This window comes from Sphingomonas trueperi (assembly GCF_040545965.1).
GTDB lineage: Bacteria > Pseudomonadota > Alphaproteobacteria > Sphingomonadales > Sphingomonadaceae > Sphingomonas > Sphingomonas trueperi_C.
This window is the reverse complement of record NZ_JBEPMV010000007.1, coordinates 67,291-86,637: the sequence shown is the minus strand read 5'-3', so window position 1 is coordinate 86,637 and position 19,347 is coordinate 67,291. Positions and strand designations below refer to the sequence as shown.

At 67.0% G+C, this 19,347-nt stretch carries 13 protein-coding genes; 9 read left to right on the top strand and 4 right to left on the bottom strand.

Annotated elements, in window-relative coordinates; all coding sequences use genetic code 11:
• The first annotated feature begins 16 nt into the window (after positions 1-16).
• The 6 genes from uxaC (at position 17) to ABIC35_RS18250 (ending at position 6,434) form a co-directional block, all read left to right on the top strand.
• Positions 17-1,438, top strand: a complete 1,422-nt coding sequence (gene uxaC / locus ABIC35_RS18275) for a glucuronate isomerase (RefSeq protein WP_121076161.1) — start codon at positions 17-19, stop codon at positions 1,436-1,438.
• Positions 1,439-1,479: 41 nt separating this feature from the next.
• Positions 1,480-2,322: a 5-dehydro-4-deoxy-D-glucuronate isomerase gene (kduI, locus tag ABIC35_RS18270; protein WP_121076164.1), complete on the top strand. Its 843-nt coding sequence runs from the start codon at positions 1,480-1,482 to the stop codon at positions 2,320-2,322.
• Between the two features lie 138 nt (positions 2,323-2,460).
• Positions 2,461-3,231, top strand: coding sequence for a 2-dehydro-3-deoxy-D-gluconate 5-dehydrogenase KduD (gene kduD / locus ABIC35_RS18265; RefSeq protein WP_121076167.1), 771 nt, complete (start codon positions 2,461-2,463; stop codon positions 3,229-3,231).
• Positions 3,228-4,232: a PfkB family carbohydrate kinase gene (locus tag ABIC35_RS18260; RefSeq protein ID WP_121076170.1), complete on the top strand. Its 1,005-nt coding sequence runs from the start codon at positions 3,228-3,230 to the stop codon at positions 4,230-4,232. Before kduD ends, ABIC35_RS18260 begins: the two co-directional genes overlap by 4 nt.
• A 162-nt stretch (positions 4,233-4,394) precedes the next feature.
• The gene (locus ABIC35_RS18255; protein ID WP_121076173.1) at positions 4,395-5,432 is read left to right on the top strand and encodes a LacI family DNA-binding transcriptional regulator; all 1,038 of its coding nucleotides are present in this window, start codon (positions 4,395-4,397) and stop codon (positions 5,430-5,432) included.
• 453 nt (positions 5,433-5,885) lie between these two features.
• The gene (locus ABIC35_RS18250; RefSeq protein ID WP_183049364.1) at positions 5,886-6,434 is read left to right on the top strand and encodes an AidA/PixA family protein; all 549 of its coding nucleotides are present in this window, start codon (positions 5,886-5,888) and stop codon (positions 6,432-6,434) included.
• Between the two features lie 47 nt (positions 6,435-6,481).
• Here the strand turns inward: ABIC35_RS18250 and ABIC35_RS18245 are convergent, their stop codons facing one another.
• The gene (locus ABIC35_RS18245) at positions 6,482-9,613 is read right to left on the bottom strand and encodes a TonB-dependent receptor (protein WP_183049365.1); all 3,132 of its coding nucleotides are present in this window, start codon (positions 9,611-9,613) and stop codon (positions 6,482-6,484) included.
• A 435-nt stretch (positions 9,614-10,048) separates the two neighbouring features.
• Between ABIC35_RS18245 and ABIC35_RS18240 the strand changes: the two genes are divergently transcribed.
• The 3 genes from ABIC35_RS18240 (at position 10,049) to ybaL (ending at position 14,437) form a co-directional block, all read left to right on the top strand.
• On the top strand, positions 10,049-12,088 hold the full coding sequence (locus ABIC35_RS18240) for an amidohydrolase family protein (protein ID WP_121076179.1): 2,040 nt from the start codon (positions 10,049-10,051) through the stop codon (positions 12,086-12,088).
• 45 nt (positions 12,089-12,133) lie between these two features.
• Positions 12,134-12,532, top strand: coding sequence for a hypothetical protein (locus ABIC35_RS18235; protein ID WP_147425866.1), 399 nt, complete (start codon positions 12,134-12,136; stop codon positions 12,530-12,532).
• A 249-nt stretch (positions 12,533-12,781) separates the two neighbouring features.
• Entirely contained in the window at positions 12,782-14,437 is a 1,656-nt protein-coding gene (ybaL, locus tag ABIC35_RS18230) for a YbaL family putative K(+) efflux transporter (RefSeq protein ID WP_121076185.1), read from the top strand.
• On the opposite strand, the gene ABIC35_RS18225 is transcribed toward ybaL, so the two are convergent.
• The 3 genes from ABIC35_RS18225 to ABIC35_RS18215 are packed head-to-tail and all read right to left on the bottom strand — an operon-like array spanning position 14,413 to position 19,327.
• Entirely contained in the window at positions 14,413-16,020 is a 1,608-nt protein-coding gene (locus ABIC35_RS18225; protein ID WP_121079286.1) for an alpha-glucosidase, read from the bottom strand. The two genes, ybaL and ABIC35_RS18225, sit on opposite strands and share 25 nt — an antisense overlap.
• A 5-nt stretch (positions 16,021-16,025) precedes the next feature.
• Positions 16,026-17,819: an alpha-amylase family glycosyl hydrolase gene (locus ABIC35_RS18220; RefSeq protein WP_121076188.1), complete on the bottom strand. Its 1,794-nt coding sequence runs from the start codon at positions 17,817-17,819 to the stop codon at positions 16,026-16,028.
• The gene (locus ABIC35_RS18215; RefSeq protein ID WP_121076191.1) at positions 17,816-19,327 is read right to left on the bottom strand and encodes a tryptophan halogenase family protein; all 1,512 of its coding nucleotides are present in this window, start codon (positions 19,325-19,327) and stop codon (positions 17,816-17,818) included. Before ABIC35_RS18215 ends, ABIC35_RS18220 begins: the two co-directional genes overlap by 4 nt.
• Between the last annotated feature and the right edge of the window lie 20 nt (positions 19,328-19,347).

Genomic DNA, 19,347 nt, shown 5'->3' with positions numbered 1-19,347 from the left:
CTACCCGGAGTCTCCGATGGCCAAGCCGCTCAAGCTCGATCCCGACCGGCTGTTGCCGGCCGAGGGGCGCACCCGCGAAATCGCGCGCGAACTCTACCGCGAGGTGGCCGAGCTGCCGATCATCAGCCCGCACGGCCATACCGATGCGAGCTGGTTCTCGACCAACGCCAACTGGTCGAACGCGACCGAGCTGCTGCTCTCGCCCGACCATTATATCTACCGCATGCTCTACTCGCAGGGCGTGTCGCTCGATGCGCTGTGCGTGCCGAGCAAGGCGGGGATGCCCGCCACCGATCCGCGCGCGGCGTGGCGGACCTTCGCCGAGCATCTCTACCTGTTCCGCGGCACGCCGTCCGCCATGTGGCTGGGCCATGTGTTCGGCGAGGTGTTCGGCTTCGACGTCGCGCTCGACGGCGAGACGGCCGATTTCTACTACGACACGATCAACGCCAAGCTGGCGAGCGACGATTTCCGCCCGCGCGCGCTGTTCGATCGCTTCAACATCGAATTCCTCGCCACCACCGAGGGCCCGCAGGACGACCTGTCGGCGCACCACGCGGTGCAGGCATCGGGCTGGCCGGGCCGCGTCGTCACCACCTATCGCCCGGATGCGGTGATCGACGTCGAGCATGAGCAGTTCCACGGCGCGCTCAAGATCTTCGCCGAGAAGACGGGCGAGGACGTGTACAGCTGGGACGGCTATCTCGCCGCGCACGTCAAGCGCCGCGCCGACTTCCGAGCTGCAGGCGCTACCGCGACCGACCATGGCCACCCCACCGCGCGCACCGCGAACCTCAGCAAGACCGAGGCGGCGGCGCTGTTCGCCAAGATCCTCGGCAACGACTGGACTGCCGCCGATGCCGAGCTGTTCCGCGCGCAGATGCTTACCGAAATGGCGGCGATGAGCGTCGAGGACGGGATGGTGATGCAGATCCACCCCGGCAGCTTCCGCAACCATAATGGCGGCCTGTTCGCCAGCCATGGTCGCGACAAGGGCGCCGATATCCCGATGGCGACCGATTACGTCCATGGGTTGAAGCCGCTGCTCGATCGCTTTGGCACCTCGACCGATCTGTCGATCATCCTCTTCACGCTCGACGAGACGGTCTATTCGCGCGAGCTGGCGCCGCTGGCCGGCCATTATCCGTGCCTGAAGCTGGGCCCGGCCTGGTGGTTCCACGACAGCCCCGAAGGCATGCGTCGCTTCCGCGAGCAGGTGACCGAGACGGCGGGCTTCTACAACACCGTCGGCTTCAACGACGATACCCGCGCTTTCCTCTCGATCCCGGCGCGCCACGACGTCGCGCGGCGGATCGACTGCGGCTTCCTGGCGCAGCTGGTCGCCGAAGGGCGGCTGCTCGACTGGGAGGCGGCGGAACTCGCGTTCGAGCTCACCAACGGGCTTGTCCGCAAGGCCTACAAGCTCGATAGAGCCTGATAGACACCGGTGGCATAAGCGCCCGGCAGGGGAGACAGACGATGTTCGACCGCACCTATTACGCCACGCACCCGGATATGATGGACTGCGTGTCGAACGAGGAATTGCGCGACCGCTATCTGATCTCTGGCCTGTTCCGTCCGGGCGAATGCTTGCTCAACTACACCCATGCCGATCGCTTCGTGATCGGCGGGGTGCAGGTGGGAAGCGCCCCGGTGAAGCTGCCCGACCAGACCGAGCCGACCTCGGCCGCGGGCCACCCCTTCCTCGAGCGGCGCGAGCTGGCGATCGTCAATGTCGGCGCGGTCGAGGGCATCGTGACGGTGGATGGCGAGGCGTTCCCGCTGGGCAACAAGGACTGCCTGTACGTCACCATGGGCGCCAAGGACGTGACGTTCTCCGGCGAAGGCGCACGCTTCTATCTGGCGTCGTGCCCGGCGCACAAGGCGTTCACCACGCGCAAGCTCGGCATCGCCGATGCCAATGCGCTGGAGCGCGGGAGCCTGGCCGAGTCCAACGAGCGGACGATCTACCAGCTCGTCATCCCCGGCGTGTGCGACAGCGCGCAGCTGGTGATGGGGCTCACCGTACTCAAGCCCGGCAGCGTGTGGAACACCATGCCGCCGCACGTCCATGAACGCCGCAGCGAGATCTATTTCTACTTCGAGCTCGACGATCTGGAGAAGGATCGGGTGATGCACTTCATGGGCGAGGGCGAGGCCACCCGCCATATCGTCATGGCAAACGAGGAAGCGGTGATCAGCCCGCCCTGGTCGATCCATATGGGGGCAGGCACCAAGGCCTATGCCTTTATCTGGGCGATGGCCGGCGAGAACCAGGATTATACCGACATGCAGGTGCTGGATATCTGCCAGCTGGCGTGAGCGCCTAGCTCCCCCTCCCGCGCGCGGGAGGGGGCTGGGGGGGTGGGCCCCCGGCTTCCCCGCGCGGTGTACTCCATGGATAGCGGGGGCCCACCCCCCGACCCCCTCCCGCAGGCAGGAGGGGGAGAGGGACATGCGATGACCAACCCCTTCGATCTCACCGGCCAGGTAGCCGTCATTACCGGCGCGAATACCGGCATCGGGCAGGGCATCGCGCTGGCGCTTGCAGCCGCCGGGGCGGACATCGCTGCCGTCGGCCGTACGCCCGCCGAGGAAACGGTGCGCAAGGCGCGTGCCCTCGGCCGCAGCGCGGAGATGATTTCCGCCGACCTGTCCACCATTGAGCCTGTGGACAGGGTTGTGGACGAAGTTGTGGATAAGCTGGGGAAAATCGACATCCTGGTCAACAATGCCGGGATCATCCGCCGCGCCGACAGCCTCGATTTCACCGAGGCGGATTGGGATGCGGTGGTCGACACCAACCTGAAATCGGTGTTCTTCCTCTGTCAGGCCGCGGGCAAGTTCATGGTCCGCCGCTTCGGCGAGACCGGCGAGCGCGGGCGGATCATCAACATCGCCTCGATGCTCAGCTTCCAGGGCGGCATCCGCGTGCCGAGCTATACCGCATCCAAGTCGGGCATCGCCGGCCTCACCAAGCTGCTGGCCAATGAATGGGCGGGGAGGGGCGTGAACGTGAACGCGATCGCGCCGGGCTATATCGCCACCAACAACACCTCGGCGCTCCAGGCCGACGAGACCCGCAACCGCCAGATCCTCGAGCGCATCCCGGCGGGGCGCTGGGGCGATCCGGCGGATCTGGGCGGCGCTGCGGTCTTCCTTGCATCGCGCGCTTCGGACTATGTGCAAGGGCATATTCTCGCCGTTGACGGAGGCTGGCTGGCACGATGACGTTCGCATTCTTCGGGGAAATGATGCTGCGGCTCTCGCCGCCGGGCCGCGAGCTGCTGCTGCAGACACCCAAGCTCGACGTTGCGGTTGCGGGGGCCGAGGCGAATGTCGCGACCGGCCTGGCCTGCCTGGGCCATGACGTGCGGATGATCAGCGCGGTGGCGAACAATCCGCTGGGTGCGGCGGCGGTCGGTGAACTGCGCCGACGCGGGGTGGATGCTCGCCAAGTCGTCGCCGAGCCAGGCCGGATGGGTTTGTATTTTCTCACCCCCGGCGCCGGGCTGCGCGCGTCGGAAATCGTCTATGACCGCGCCGGCTCGGTGTTCGCGACGCGTCCCGCCGAGAGCTGGGACTGGGATGCGCTGCTCGAGGGCGCGACCCGGCTGCACCTCTCGGGCATCACGCCCGCGCTGGGGCCGAACACTGCCGCCGCGGCCATCGCGGCGGCCGAAGCGGCGAGCGCGCGCGGAATCGCCGTGTCGTTCGACGGCAATTATCGCGCCAAGCTGTGGGAAGCCTGGGACAGCGATCCGCGCGGCGTGCTGACCGAGCTGATCCGCCACGCGGACGTGCTGTTCGGCAACCACCGCGACATCTCGCTGCTGCTCGGCGAGCATTTCCCGGGCGACGGCGCCGATCGCCGGCGCGAGGCGGCCGAGGCGGCGTTCGCGGCTTTCCCCAAGCTTAAGCTGATCGCCTCGACCGCGCGGCACGTCGACGATGTCGACAGCCACCGCATCGCGGCCCGCGTCGATACGCGCGAGGGCGGGCACCAGACGGAGGAGCTTCGCGTCAGCGGCATCGTCGATCGCATCGGCGGCGGCGACGCCTTCGCGGCCGGCGTGCTCCACGGCCTGCTGGAGGGTGGCGACGCCCGCGCCATGGCTGAGGCTGGGCTGGCGCTGACCGCGCTCAAGCACTCGCTGCCCGGCGACGCGAGCCTGTTCACCCGCGCCGACCTCGCCGCCTTTGCGGAGGGCGGGCTGGACGTTCGGCGGTAACCGGACGGCGCGCGGTGTCTGCAGGCGGTTTCGCGCCTGCACGGCACCGCGCGCGGCGCCCGCTTCCTGTGTCGATTTGGGCAGCCGGAAGCTGCTGTCCATCGGTTTCCGGGGTGTTGTTCTTCTATCGCAATCGTTGCCGCCGCCGTATAGCATGGGCGCATGGAGAAGACGGGCAAGCCCACCATCAACGACGTCGCCCGCATCGCCGGCGTTTCGAAAAAGACCGTCAGCCGCGTCATCAATCGCTCGCCGTTATTGAACCAGGATACCCGCGCCAAGGTGGAGGCGGTGATCGCCGACCTGGGTTATATCCCCAATGTCCAGGCACGCGCGCTGGCGCTGCGGCACAATTTCCTGCTCGGCCTGATCCACGACAACCCCAACGCGCAGATGGTGATGAACGTGCAGGCGGGCATCCTGGAGGCCATCCGCGATACCGAGTTCGAGCTGATCGTCCGCCCGATTGACCGCGGTTCTTCGACCATGCTGGCGGACGTGCGCGCCTTTCTCGAGCGGCAGCGGCTCTACGGCGTGCTGATCCTGCCCCCGGTTTCGGAGAACGACATGGTGGCCGAGCTCTGCCAGAGCCTCGGCACCCGCTATGTCCGCATGGGATCGACGATGCTCGACGCCGCCGAGCATATGGTCGCCTCGAACGACTGCGAGGTGGTGGTGGAGGCGGTGCAGCACCTGATCACGCTCGGCCATCGCCGGATCGGGCTGATCGCGGGGCCGCACGGTTTCCGCTCGGCACGGGAGCGGCGCAAGGGCTTCGAGCAGGCGCTGAGCGATGCCGGCATCAAGCTGCCACGCAGCATGATCGCCGAGGGTACCTATACGTTCGAAAGCGGGCTGGCCGCCGCCGACCGGCTGCTGGACCTCTCGCCGCGTCCCACCGCCATTTTCTCCTGCAATGACGAGATGGCGGCGGCGACGCTCCATGCCGCGCGGCGCAGGGGCATGAGCGTGCCCGAGGACCTGTCGATCATCGGCTTCGACGACACCGCGATCGCCGCGCATATCTGGCCGCCGCTGACGACGGTGCACTGGCCGATCGTGTCGATGGGCAGATCGGCGGCGCTTAAGCTGCTGGCCGATTTCTTCGGGGACGAGCAGGGGGTGGAGGAGCCGTCGCTGTTTCCCTCGACGCTGGTCCACCGCGCCTCGGTAGCGCCGCCGCGGCCGGGGAGCGACTGAGCGGGTCCCATTTGTTGAGCGCCGGCAAACCGTAGATCGCGGCGGGACCCTTGCGCGCGCCGATCCGGCGACCTGCGCGACGTTCAACAAATCGGACCAGAATGACGCGAACAGTTCGGCGCTGCGATGGGCTGCACGGAACTGCCGAACCTGCCGCCCTGGGTTGCATGATCGCGTGCTTCAGCCACGCCGCTCGGCGCTTCTGATCTCCGAACTACCAGCCCAAGCATCTGAGCGAGCTTGGTACTTACAGATGCAGAACTGGACGAATAATGGAGTTCAATTTGAACCTGCGCGACAGCTATGGGGTCGGGAAAGGGTAGATGTAGATCCGTCATCATTCATATTGAAGTAAGATGGCATTGCTCGTCTCGATGGCCGTATCATATCACGCGCAAAACAAAACACAGGGTGCGCGACATGATTGAAGTGCATGACAAGGGAGAGAGAAGAATGGCACAGATCAACATCGTGATGGTGTTCGATGCACAGGCAGTTCTGAACGCAGGATCGCCGAGCAGCAGTCCAACCCAGCCGACGGGCTTGGCGCATCCGCCTTCGCCGCCATATTTCGCCTACATGATCACGGAGCAGCAATATCTTGCGCAACCGGTCCAGAACGCAGGTAATGCGACACCGAACCTGATCATCAATGCGACGGTGGGGGATACCGTCGACTGGTACGCTGTCACCCTCTCGGGGGATCAGCCGACCTACTGCATTCCATACAATATCGTGCAATTTTCCGGCAACACCGTCATGACGACGCCCGTCGGCCTCACCGCGCAACCGACTGTGCCGGTGCCGCCGCCGCAGCAGAGCACGACCAACCCCACTTGGACGCCGACGCAGCAATATCAATATTTCATGACATCGAACGTGCTGTCGCCCGGGACGGAAGGATATCAGGTCTGGTTCCAGGTCGTGCAAATGAGCACCGGCGGCAGCCTCGCGACGCTGGGCTATTATTACTGGGACCCCACGGTTCAGGTCCTCGGATAACCGAAGAACAAGGGGCGGCCTGCATTGCGGCCGCCCCATATCGCGCGTCAGAAGCTGCCGCGCAGGCCGACCAGGAACTGGCGGCCGGGCTTGTACGAGGTGAACGTCGCGTTCGGGAACTGGAAGTAGGAACGCAACGTCGCATTGGTGAAGTTCGACACGTTGATCGTCAGCTGCGGCGCCTTCTTCACGCCCAGGATCTTGTCGAGATCGAAGGCCGAGGAGAAGTCCCAGCTGGTATAGTCGGAATTGAACAGCGCCGCGGCCGGGATGCCGTTCTGGGTGTTGCCGCTGCTCTGCGACCCCTCGCGCGAGGTGGTCGAGACGCGCAGCATCACGCCGTTGCGCTCATAATAGCCGGTGATGTTGTAGGTGAACGGCGCGACGCCGAACGCCTGCGCAGGGCCGTCGCTGGTCTGATCGACGATCGTGGCGTTGGCGTTGAAGCCGAAGCCGCGGATGCCGAGCTTCTCGGTAAGGAAGTCGAGCGGCTGGACCCACTGGAATTCCAGGCCGTTGATCTTCAGCTTGTTCGGCACGTTGACCTGGCTGGTGATCAGCACGCGCGCTGCGTTCGGTCCGCCGCGCGAATTAAGCGCGATCTGCTGGGTCGGATTCAGCGTGTCGTAAGTGATGCCATACTGCGCCAATGCCGAGAACGGAGCGTCGATGTTCTGGTTCTGGGTGAAGCCGGTGATCGACTTGCGGAAGGCGTTGAAGCTCACCACGCCGTCGCGGCCCGTATAATATTCGAAGCCGAGATCGATGTTGGTCGACATGTACGGCTGCAGCGCCGGGTTGCCGATCGTCGCCTGGTCGGCCGAAGGCGCGCCGAAGCTCACGCCCGGCAGCTGGGCCGAGGGATCCGGACGGGTCATCGTCCTCGAGGCGGCGAGGCGCACGACGGCATGCGAGCTCACGTCATAGGCCACCGTCGCGGCCGGCAGCCACTTGGTGTAGTTGTTGCGGGTCGAGACGATGGTGACCAGGTTCGGATAGCGGCTGCCGTCCGCGATCTGGGTGCCGGCCGCGGTGCTGTTGCGCGGATCGGCGACCGAGACGCGGCCTTCGATCGTCTGGATCGTGTTGACGTAGCGCAGGCCGAGGTTGAAGCGCAGCATGTTGCCGCCGACTTCCTGCTCGCCGTTCAGCGTGGCGAAGGCCGACTTGACGATTTCACGGATCAGGCCGCCGCTTGCGCCGGTGTTCGAACCGCCGCTTTCCGGCGCGTTGTCGTGGAAATAGTCATAGTTGCTGGCCTTGCGGAACGCGTCCCAGTTGACGGTCACGAAGCCGGCGGGGCCGGGCTGCAGATAGGTCGGGAACGCCGCGTTCGGGATCAGCGAGCCGGCATAGGTGACCGGGCCGCTCTGGCCGGCGGTGTAGCCGGTGCCCAGACCCGGGTAGGTGGGATAGCCCGCGGGCGCTGCGCCCGGTGCGTTCAGGCCTTCGCAGGGCGGCTGGCCGTTCGGGCTCGGCAGGTTGACGCTGGGATTGTTGCCGCACACCGCGTTCTGCCAAGCCTGGCTGTTGTCATAGCCGCGGATCCGGCGCGAGGTGTCGTCATAGGCACCGCCGACCTTCAGGCTCAGCGCGCGATCGCCCCAGGTCAGGTCGCCGCGAACGCCCTTGTTCTTGTTGAGGCGGCGCTCGTCCTGCAGGTTGACGCGCGCCCCGGTGTACCAGCCGAAATTGGCCGGGTTGTTGAGGTCGATGCTGCTCTGGATGTCCGGGATGCCGCCATTGTTGGTGTAGGTGACGGTGCCGCCCTGGCCCAGCGGGGTCATGCCGCCAACGGTCGGGCTCTCACGGTGGAAGGTCGAGCGGGCATAATTGCCCTGCAGCGTCGCCTTCAGCTTGTCGTTGATCTCCCATTCGGCGCCCGGGTTGACGCTCCACAGCTCGGTGGTCTCGTAATAGGGGCGGAATTCGTCGAAGAACTGGGTGTTGGCGAAGGTACCGCTAGTGACGGTGCAGCCCGCGCTGCAGTCCGACTTGTCGAACTTTAGATTGGTGGGGATCGAAGCGCCGTTGCGGCCGACCCAGGCCATGTCCTCGCGGATCAGCTCGTTGTGCTTATAGCCGTACAGGCCGTCGATGTAGAAATGCAGGGTGTCCGACGGGCGATATTCGGCGCTGACGATCGCGTTGATGCGATCGCGTGGGCCACGGATGTCGGAAATGCGGCCGAGGCGCGGGATCAGCCCGTTGTCGATCTGCTGGATCGTCGCGCCGGGATTGTTGGCGAGCAGGAAGTTCTTGTCGATCACCGTGCCGGCGACCAGGCCTGCGCCGGCGTTCGCGGGCACCACCGCCGGGATCGTCCAATTGCCGCCGCCGGTGGTGTTGCAGCCCGAGCTCGCACCGCACTGCGCGGCCGTCAGCTGCGGGTTGGTGTAGCCGATCGTCTCGAAGCCCTTGGTGCGGGTGTAGAGCCGCTGCGCCGAGACACCGGCGAGGATGCCGATCGTGTCGTTGTGCCAGCTGCCGATCAGCGAGCCGCGGCCGCCGATCTGCTTGGCCGGCTCCTGGTTCGAGCCCTGGATGTTGTAGGCGAGGAACGAGTCGGCGCGGTCGAACGGACGGGCCGAGCGCAGGTCCACATTGCCCGCCGCGCCGCCTTCGAGCAGGTCTGCCGTGTAGCTCTTGTTCACGGTTAGCTTGGTGAACAGGTCGGTCGGGAAGAAGCTGAGGTCGACCGAGCGATCGGTGCCCTGCGCATCGGTAGCACCCGAGGAGGCGACCGCGATCGGCGCGCCGTTCAGGGTGACGTTGGTGAAGTTCGAGCCGAGGCCGCGGATCGCGACGTTCACGCCTTCGCCGGTCACGTCGCGGGTGATGGTGATACCCGGGATGCGGTTGAACGATTCCGCGATGTTGGTGTCGGGGAACTTGCCGATGTCCTCGGCGAAGATCGAGTCGGTGAAGCCGGTGGCATCACGCTTGGCGTTGACCGCCTTGGCCAGCGACGAGCGATAGCCGGTGACGACGATTTCTTGCTCGCCGCCCTGCGCGATCGGCGCTTCGCCCGACTGGGGCGAGACCGAGGGCGCGTCGGGCGCAGTCTCGCCGGCGGGCGGCGTGCTCTGCGCCCAGGCGGTGGAGGCGCAGGCGGCACTCAGGATGGTCGCGCACAGCAGGGCGGTGCGGGCAGGGCGGAAGCTGCGGGTAGTGGTCATGTTCAGGTCCCCTCGAAGTGGTCCGGCGCGCGGCCGGTCCTTTCCTTCAACGTGTGATTCGTCGCGGACGAGATGCTCCGACGGCGGACCAACCGAGTGGCCGCAGGGAGAAGTTCGTTCGCGCTGTTGGTTCAGAGGTGCCGGGTCAGGGTGGATCGGCGCTGCCTGCAACGCCCGCCCTTGCGATCCATTCGCTCGGCATCAAACGCGTTGGTCGGCTCATCCATCCTCTTCCCGGGGTGCGCGCCGACTTATGCTGCCAGCGTCATGTTAGCGGTATCTTCCACGCTTTGGTCTGGCCGTCAATGGCCTGTTGGTCAGGCCATGCGGTTTGAAGTGATCCGAGGTTTTGCGGCAACACCCCTGGCGATGCTGAACAATTGTGTCCCGCGCGGCGGCGTGCCAGACCATGCCAACGCTGGGAGGGACCATCACATGCACGCACTTCGCCTCGGGCTTTTGCTCGCCACCGCCGCCATCCTGCCTGCCGCCGCGCAAACGCAGAAGGCGGACCTGATGACGCCGCCCGCGGGGGCGCGGCACTTCACCATCAGCTCCACCGCGGGGAAGCATGGCGACATCTGGTCGTGGACGCTGGCCGACGGCCGGATCGCCTACCGCATGTCGATGTCGCTGCGCGGCTGGATCACCGAGACCGACGAAGTGGTGAAGCTGGGGCCGGACCTGCGGCCGGTCGATCTCGCCGTACGCGGGTTCACCGACAGCGGCGACGCGACCGAGACGTTCACCGTCGATGCCGGCGGTATCGCCCGTTGGAAGACCGCGGTCGATGCCGGCGAGAAGCCGTTCGGCAAGGCGCGCTACAGCAGCTATGGGGGCCCCTGGCTGGCGTTCGAAAACGACGTCAACGCGCTGGTCGCCGCCGGATCGGCGGGAATTGATCTGCTGCCCAGCGGCCATGCCAGCATCAGCATCGGCAAGGCGGTGGAGATCGACGGGCCGGGCGGCAAAAAGACGGTGAAGCTCGCCTATATCACCGGCACCGGCTTCTCGCCCTCGCCGGTGTGGCTCGACGCGCAGAACCGCTTCTTCGGCGTGTCCGGGGGCATGTTCCTGCTGCCCGAAGGCTATGAAGCGGCCGGACCGAAGCTGAAGGAAGTGCAGGACAAGGAAGCGGCCGAGATGGTTCGCGGCGTGGCGCACCGCTTCCTCGTGCCCGCGAACCGCACGCCGACGCTGGTCGACCATGTGCTGCTGTTCGACTCGGTCGCCGGTAAGTACGTGCCCGATCAGGCCGTGCTGATCGCCGACGGCAAGGTGGCGAATACCGGTCCGGCCGGCAGTATCGCGGCGCCGGCGGGGGCGACGGTGATCGACGGCAAGGGCCGCACGCTGCTCCCTGGGCTGTGGGACTCGCACCAGCATGTCGGCGACGACTGGAACCTGCTCCAGAACGTCGCCACCGGCATGACCAATTATCGCAGCCCGGGCTCGTCGATCGAGGATGCGCAGAGCATCTTCAAGCGTCGCGCCGCCGGTGACCTGCTGGCACCGGACGGCAAGGTCTCGGTGATCATCGACAAGAAAGACCCGCTGGCGGCGCAGGGTGCGCTCACCGTCTCCTCGGCGGCGGAAGCGGTGGCGGCGGTCGACAAGATCAAGGCGGCCGGCATGTGGGGGGTGAAGTTCTACACCTCGATGGACCCGGCCTGGATCGCCCCTGCGGCGGCCGAGGCGCACAAGTTGGGCCTGCACGTGCACGGTCATGTGCCCGCGCATATGCGCCCGCTCGATGCGGTGCGCGCGGGCTATGACGAGGTCACCCATATCAACTTCATCCTGATGCAGGCGATGCCGCAGGACGTGGTCGACAAGGCGAACACCGCGGCGCGGCTGGAAGGGCCGGCGAAGTACGGCAAGGACCTGAACCTCGACTCGCCCGAGCTGCGCGCCTTCTATGCCGAGCTTGCCAAGCGCAAGACGATCATCGACCCGACGCTGACCGTGTGGGAGCCGTTGATGACCTCGGACGGCAGCGCGGTGCCGCCTGAATATGCCGCCTATGTCGACGTCGCACCGCCCTCGGTCGCGCGTGGGTGGAAGATCGGCGGCTACCCGCTGTTCGGCGGCCTGACCCGCGCCGATTTCCGCAAGAGCTTCGGCAAGATGGTGGAAGTGGTCGGACGATTGCACCAGGCGGGCGTGCCGATCGTCGCGGGTACCGACGGCTATGGCCTCGAACTTGTCCGCGAGCTGGAGCTGTACCAGCAAGCCGGCCTGACCAATGTCGAGGCGCTGCAGACCGCGACGATCGTGCCCGCGCGGATGGTGGGGATGGACGACCGCGTCGGCGCGATCGCGCCGGGCAAGACGGCGGACATCATCCTGGTCGAAGGCGACGTCTCCAAGGACATCGGCAATCTTCGCCATGTCCAGACCGTGTTCCTCGATGGCTACCGCCTCGACGGCTACGCGCTGCGCAAGGCGAGCGGGCTGACGGGAATGCCCAAGTAACACTTCGTTACGGCACCATCGCGCGATCGCTGCGTTGATCGCGTGATGGGCCGTTCCTCCACCTCCATGCCCGATCGTGGCTACAGCCGGCGCGCCGCGCTGCCGGTGGCGGTATGGACTTTCGTGCTGGCGCTGCTGTTCGGCGCAGTGGCACCGCTCGGCCCGCCCGACACGCTGGCGCATGGCCCGGCGTTCAACCCCGCGACGACCAGCGTAGCGATCGCCGCCAAGCGCAGCGACCAGACAGCAAGCCTGTGGCAGAGCATCCGCAGCGTGCGGCACGACGGCGCCGCCGGCAATGGTGCCGTACTCGCCTTCGCACCGGCATTCGCGTCGCTCCTTCTCCTCTTCGTGCTGCTCTACGCCTGCACGCCGGCTAAGGTGCTTCGCCCGGTCCGCTGCGGCGCGCGCGGCGCTCGGTCCCCACCGGCGCCTTGCTGCTGAGGCGCCAAACGCGCCCTGACGCCTGAACTTCGTCTTCGCCGCCGCTGCGGCGCGAGAGGAGGACCTATGCGTAGAAGAAGAGGCAAGCGGCCCCCGAAATGGTTCGCCATCGCCGTCTGGTCCGGCATCGCCGGCGCCGCGGCGCTATTGGCAGCCGCGATCGGCGTGGCCCAGTCCTGACCTGCATCGACACCGGTCGCCTTCAGGCGCGACCGGTGTCGAACCAGTTTTTCATTTCAAGGAGGATCGATGCCGCATCATGCGCCCCTGATCGCCACCATCGTCGCCGGACTTGTCGTCGCCTTCATTTTCGGCGCGATCGCACACCGGATCAAAGTCTCACCGATCGCCGGCTATCTGCTTGCCGGCGTCGCGGTGGGGCCGTTCACCCCCGGCTTCGTCGCCAATTCCGGCCTCGCCAACGAACTCGCCGAGATCGGCGTGATCCTGCTGATGTTCGGCGTCGGCCTGCACTTCTCGCTGCGGGATCTCATGTCGGTGCGCCGGATCGCGGTGCCCGGCGCGGTGGTGCAGATTGCCGCGGCGACCGCGATGGGGATCGGGCTCGCTTATGTCGCCGGATGGGGACTGCAGGCGGGCATCGTCTTCGGCCTGGCGCTTTCGGTGGCGAGCACGGTCGTGCTGCTCCGCGCGCTGCAGGGGCACGACATCGTCCAGACCGAGCGCGGGCGGATCGCGGTCGGCTGGCTGATCGTCGAGGATCTGGCGATGGTCGTGGCGCTGGTGCTGCTGCCGGTGCTGGGCGAAGTGATGAGCGGCGAGGGCGGCGGGTCGCTGGTCCAGCCCTTGCTCTCCACCTTCCTCAAGGTCGCCGGCTTCGTCGCGGTGATGCTGGTGGTCGGTCGTCGGGTGATCCCGTGGACGCTGCAATGGGTGGTCGGCACCGGTTCGCAGGAGCTGTTCCGGCTGGCGGTGCTGGCCATTGCGCTGGGTGTCGCGTTCGGCGCGGCGCTGGCGTTCGACGTCTCCTTCGCGCTGGGCGCGTTCTTCGCCGGCATGATCCTGGGCGAGACCTCGCTCAGCCGGCGCGCGACCGAGGAGACGCTGCCGCTGCGCGACGCCTTCGCGGTGCTGTTCTTCGTCTCGGTGGGGATGCTGTTCAATCCGTCGGTGCTGGTCGAGCAGCCGCTGGTGCTGCTGGCGGCGGTGGCGATCATCCTCGTCGGCAAGTCGCTGGCCGCCTACGGCATCGTCCGGCTGTTCGGCTATTCGAACCAGACCGGGCTCACGGTCGCGGTGAGCCTCGCGCAGATCGGCGAATTCTCCTTCATCCTGGCGGGCCTCGGCACCGATCTCGGGCTGATGCCCGCAGCGGCGCGCGACGTGATCCTCGCAGCCGCCATGTTCTCGATCTTCCTCAACCCGTTCCTCTTCGCCTGGGTCGCCAAGCGCTACGAGGCTGCGGAAGCGGGCCGCGAGGCAGTTGCCCCTATCGACCTGCCCAAGGGCCATGTGATCCTGATCGGCTATGGCCGGGTGGGCAAGATGATCGCCGAGGATCTTCAGCAGCACGGCAAGGCCTTCGCGCTGATCGAGGACCAGAACGACATGGCCGAGCAGGCGCGCAAGGCGGGCATCACCGTGGTGGCGGGCAATGCCGTCGACGTGCGGACGCTGGTCGCCGCGCAGATCGGCCAGGCGAGCAAGCTGCTGATCGCCATTCCCGCCGGGTTCGAGGGCGGAGCGATCCTCCAGCATGCCCGCCAGCTCGCGCCCGGCTTGCCGGTGGTGGTGCGCGCCCATTCGGCCGACGAGGTCGCCCACCTCGAGGGGCTTGGCGCCGACGAGGTGGTGATGGGCGAGCGCGAAACCGCCAACCGGATGATCGAGCTCGCTCGCGGCATGCCGGCGGGATCGGATCAGCCGGCGATGAGCCCCGCATAAGCCGGCAGGTGGTAGAGGGTCGGGCCGTTCAGCGCCTCCACCACCGTCAGCCCGTCGAACAGCTCGGGCGGCAGGCCGATGGGTGTGGCCGAGAGGTTGAAGGCGCAGACCAGGCGTGCGTCGCCAACGGTGCGGGCGAAGACCAGCAGCGCCTCGTCGGCATGGAGCACCGCCATCGCGCCTTCGACCAGCGCCGGGTGCTGCTTGCGCAGGTCGATCAGCCGGCGGGTGAGGCGGAGCAACGAGGCGGGATCGGCCTCCTGCACGTCCACCGCGCGGCCGAGATGATCCGGGCCCAGCGGCAGCCACGGTCGGGCGACCGAGAAGCCGGCATTGGGTGCGTCCGCAACCCAGGGCATCGGCGTGCGAGCGCCATCGCGGCTAAGGGTGAGCGGCCAGTTGGCGATCGCCTCGGGGTCCTGCAGATCCTCATAGCCGATCTCGACCTGGGTGAGCCCCAGCTCCTCGCCGTAGTACAGGATCGCATTGCCCCGCAGGCTGAGCAGCAGCAGCATCTTGAGCGCGGCGAAGGCGGCGCGGTGCTCGGGGGCGACCCAGCGCGAGATGGCGCGCGGGGCATCGTGGTTCTCGAACGCCCAACTCGGCCAGCCCACGCCCGGCGCCTCGGGCCATTCGGCAACCGCGTCGCGGACCAGCGCGGGCGTCAGGCGTTCGGCGTAGAGGAAGTTGAAGCCATAGGCGCTGTTCAGGCGGGTCTCCCCGGCAGTGAACAGGTGCATCTCCGCCTCAGGCGACGGCCCGCCGACCTCCGCGACGGTGAAGCGGCCGGGATAGCCATCGGCCAGCGCGCGCAGCTTCTCGAGCAGCAGCGGGATGTCGGCATGGCTCTGATTGTAGACATGCTGCTGGAAGTCGAAGGGGCGGGTGCGCGGGGCGCCCGTATCCGGCGCGGGCGGGTTATCGCGCAGCTGCGGATCGTGCATCGTGAAGTTGATCGCGTCGAGCCGGAAGCCGTCGACGCCGCGATCGAGCCAGAACTTGGCGGTGGCGAGCGTGGCCGCCTGTACCTCCGGATTGTGGAAGTTCAGGTCCGGCTGCTCGCGCAGGAAATTGTGGAGATAGTACTGCCCGCGTCGCGCGTCCCAGGTCCAGGCCGGGCCGCCGAATACCGACTGCCAGTTGTTGGGCGGGCTGCCATCGGGCTTGGCGTCGGCCCAGACATACCAGTCCGCCTTCGGATTGGTGCGGCTGGTGCGGCTCTCCTGGAACCAGGGGTGCTGGTCCGAGCTGTGCGAATAGACCTGGTCGATCAGCACCTTGAGGCCCAGCCTATGGGCGCGGGCGACCAGCGCGTCGAAGTCCGCAAGCGTGCCGAACACGGGATCGACACCGCAGAAATCGGCGATGTCATAGCCGAAGTCCCGCATCGGTGACGTGAAGAAGGGCGAGATCCACACCGCATCCACGCCCAGCGCCGCGACATGATCGAGCCGCGCGGTGATGCCGGGCAGGTCACCGACGCCGTCGCCGTTCGAGTCCGCGAAGCTGCGCGGGTAGATCTGGTAGATCACCGCGCCGCGCCACCAGGGCCGGGTTTCGGTGGAGAGGTCACGCATCGTCATGAGGTTCACTTGGCTGCTCCGGCCGCGCAGACGGTGTAGCCGAACGCGGGAAGGGAAAGGGTGAGGCTGCCGGGGGCAGCGGCGCTGGCTGGGCAGGCGCCTGCGAGTGTGCGGAAGCTGGTGGAGCCGGTTTCGACTTGCACATTGCCGGTCCACGGCTCGGGGCTGGTGTTGAAGGCGATCACGGTCTCTGCGCCGGTTTCCGGATCGAAGCGCGAGACGGCGAACAGGCCGGGCTTGTCGCTGGCGAAGCGGGTGATCTGCCGGCCGCGAGTGAGCGCCGCGTGGCTGGTCCGCAGGCGGGCGAGCGTGGCGATCTGGCGGAACAGCGGGTGGGCGGCGTTGAAGCTCGGCGTGGCGGTGGTCGCATCGGTGCCGAGCAGCTTGTTGTCGTTGTAGCTGGCCACCTTGCTGCCGAACATGTCTTCGCGGGCATCCTGGTCGTTGCCGTCGCTGACGAAGCCTTGCTCGTCGCCGGAGTAGATGGTCGGCACGCCGCGCAGCAGCAGCAGCATCGCCTGGGCAAGCTGCACACGCTGGAGCAGCTCGGCCTGGCTCACCTTGGGCAGGGCCTGCTTGATGAAGGTAGCGGCGCGGCCGGCGTCATGGTTGCTGACGAAGGTGGGCAGCCGGTGCGCGGTCTTCTCGCCGCCTTCGTAGAGCACGTCGGTCGCGAACACCTTGGCGAGGCGATCAGTGCCCTTGCCGCCGGCGACGTCGATCACCGCGTGGTTGAAGGCGAAGTCGAGCACTGCGGGGAACTTGTCCACGCGGGTATGCTGGGCAAGCGCGGCCACCTCGGGATCGGCGACCTCGCCGAAGATGTGGAAGTTGGGGATACCCCTAGCCTTGGCGCGGGCGAGCATCGCCGGGACAAAGGCCTGCCAGAATTCGGGATTCACATGTCGTGCGGTGTCGATGCGGAAGCCGTCGATCCCGAAGTGATCGATCCAACCCCCGAAGATGTCGATCATGCCCGCGACGACGCGCGGATGCTCGGTCATCAGGTCGTCGAGCCCGACGAAATCGCCCATGGTCGAGCTCTCGCCCGCGAAGGTCGAGTTGCCGCGATTGTGGTAGTAGATCGGGTCGTTGAGCCAGGCGGGCACCTTCACGTTCCGCTCCGCCTCGGGCACGACCGGCGTATAGGCATAGTCCGGCCGGGTGAGCTTGGCGAAGTTGGCGGCGCTGTGGTCGTCATCTCCCGCGAACCCGAGGTTGATAGAAGCCCCGGCGACGCCGCCCTTGCGGCTGTACGGATAGTCGGCCCGGCTGCGATAGCTGCAGTCGCCGCATTCGCGATACTGGATCACGTCCGCGGTGTGGTTCACCACGATGTCCATATAGACCTTGATGCCGCGCTTGTGAGCGGCATCTACCAGCGCCTTGAACTCGGCATTGGTGCCGAAATGCGGATCGACCTGGGTGAAATCGGTGATCCAATAGCCGTGATAGCCTGCGGATTCCTGCCCCTTCGGCCCCTGCACGGGCTTGTTCTTGAAGATCGGCCCGACCCAGATCGCGGTGGCGCCTAGCGCCTGGATATAGTCGAGCCGGTTCAGCACGCCCTTCAGGTCGCCGCCATGGTAGAAGCCCTTGGACGCGGGATCGAAGCCGGTGACCAGCCGTTCGCCGGTCAGCCCGCCGCGATCGTTGGCGGTGTCGCCATTGTCGAAGCGGTCCGGCAGGAGGAAGTAGAGCACTTCGTCCTCGGGCAATCGGTCGCGATAGGTCTGTGCCATGGCCGGCGTCGCGGCGAGCGCGGCGGCGAGCAGGGCGAGGGCGGTCGAACGGATCATGCGGCAATCTCCGCGTCCGCGGCGCCGTGCGCGCGGACGAAGTCGCTATGGGAAAGCATCTGCGCGACTTCGCGCGCATTGAGCTTGGCGAGAAGGTCGAGATATTCGGCAATCTGCGCGACCGGCGGCTGATCGGCGAGCGGGTGGTGTCCCCGTGCGGCGATTCCTTGACCGACAAGCACTTGCAGCCAGGCGACGTCGCTGAACAGATCGCCGTCCTCGCGGACGATCTCGCCGGTTTCGCGCCACAGCGCGATCTTCTCGGCGAGGCCGTCGGGCAGGGGCGATTCGCGCCGGTCGCGCCAGAAAGGCTCGTCGCGGTCGTTCGCCCAGTAATGGAGGATGAGGAAGTCCCGAATGCGCTCGCTCTCGTTCGCAGCCTGGCGATTATAGCTGTCCCGCAGCGGCGCGAGCGCACGGCCGCTGGGCAGCAGCTTGAGCACGCGCTCCACCGCGGACTGGATCATGTGGATGCTGGTCGATTCCAGCGGTTCGAGGAAACCGCTGGCTAGGCCCAGCGCGATGACATTGCCCGCCCAAGCGACCTCGCGCCGCCCGGTGCGGAACCGGATCGGGCGGGGGTCGCCGAGCGCGGGCTCGTCCAGCCCGGCGAGCAGCCGCGCCGCGGCCTCGTCGTCGGAAAGATGGCGGCTCGAATAGACGATGCCGTTGCCAGTGCGGTGCTGGAGCGGGATCCGCCACTGCCAGCCGGCATCATGCGCGGTGGCACGGGTATAGGGGGTGAAGTCGCGGGCACGCGCGCTCGGCACCGCAAGCGCGCGGTCGCAGGGCAGCCAGTGTGACCAGTCCTGATAGCCGACGCCCATCGCCTCGCCGATCAGCCGCGCGTGGAAGCCGGTGCAGTCGAGGAACAGGTCGCCCTCGATCCGGCGGTCCCCGTCGAGGTGGAGCGCGGCCACGTCGCCGCCCTCCCCATTGCGAGCGACGGCTTCGATACGTCCCTCATGCCGCACCACGCCGCGCGCTTCCGCATAGCTACGCAGGAAGCGGGCATAGAGACCGGCATCAAAATGAAAGGCATAGGGCATTTCCGGCAGCACGCGAGCGGTGCGGGCGGGACCGCGCTGCATGCGGTTGGCAAGCGCGGCGACATTGTTGAGGGCATAGACGGCCAGCGGCTCGGCCACGCCTTCCGCAAGCCCGCGCAGCCAGGTGTGGCGAAAGGCGAGCAGACCGTTGTCGCGACCGACATCGCCAAAGGCGTGCATGTAGCGGCCGCCCTTGGTCCAGCCGAAGAACTCGATCGCCAGCTTGTAGCTCGCCTGGGTGGCGGCGACGAAGGCGTCCTCGTCGATGCCGAGGCTGGCGTTGAACATCCGGATCTGCGGGATGGTCGCCTCGCCGACGCCTACCGTGCCGATCGCATCGGACTCGACCAGCGTGATCGTGAAGCCCTCACCGAGGAAGCGGGCCAGCGCCGCCGCGGCCATCCATCCGGCCGTGCCGCCGCCGGCGACGACGATGCGATATGGTGCTGCGACTGCCATGGCGCTCCCCCTCCGGTGCC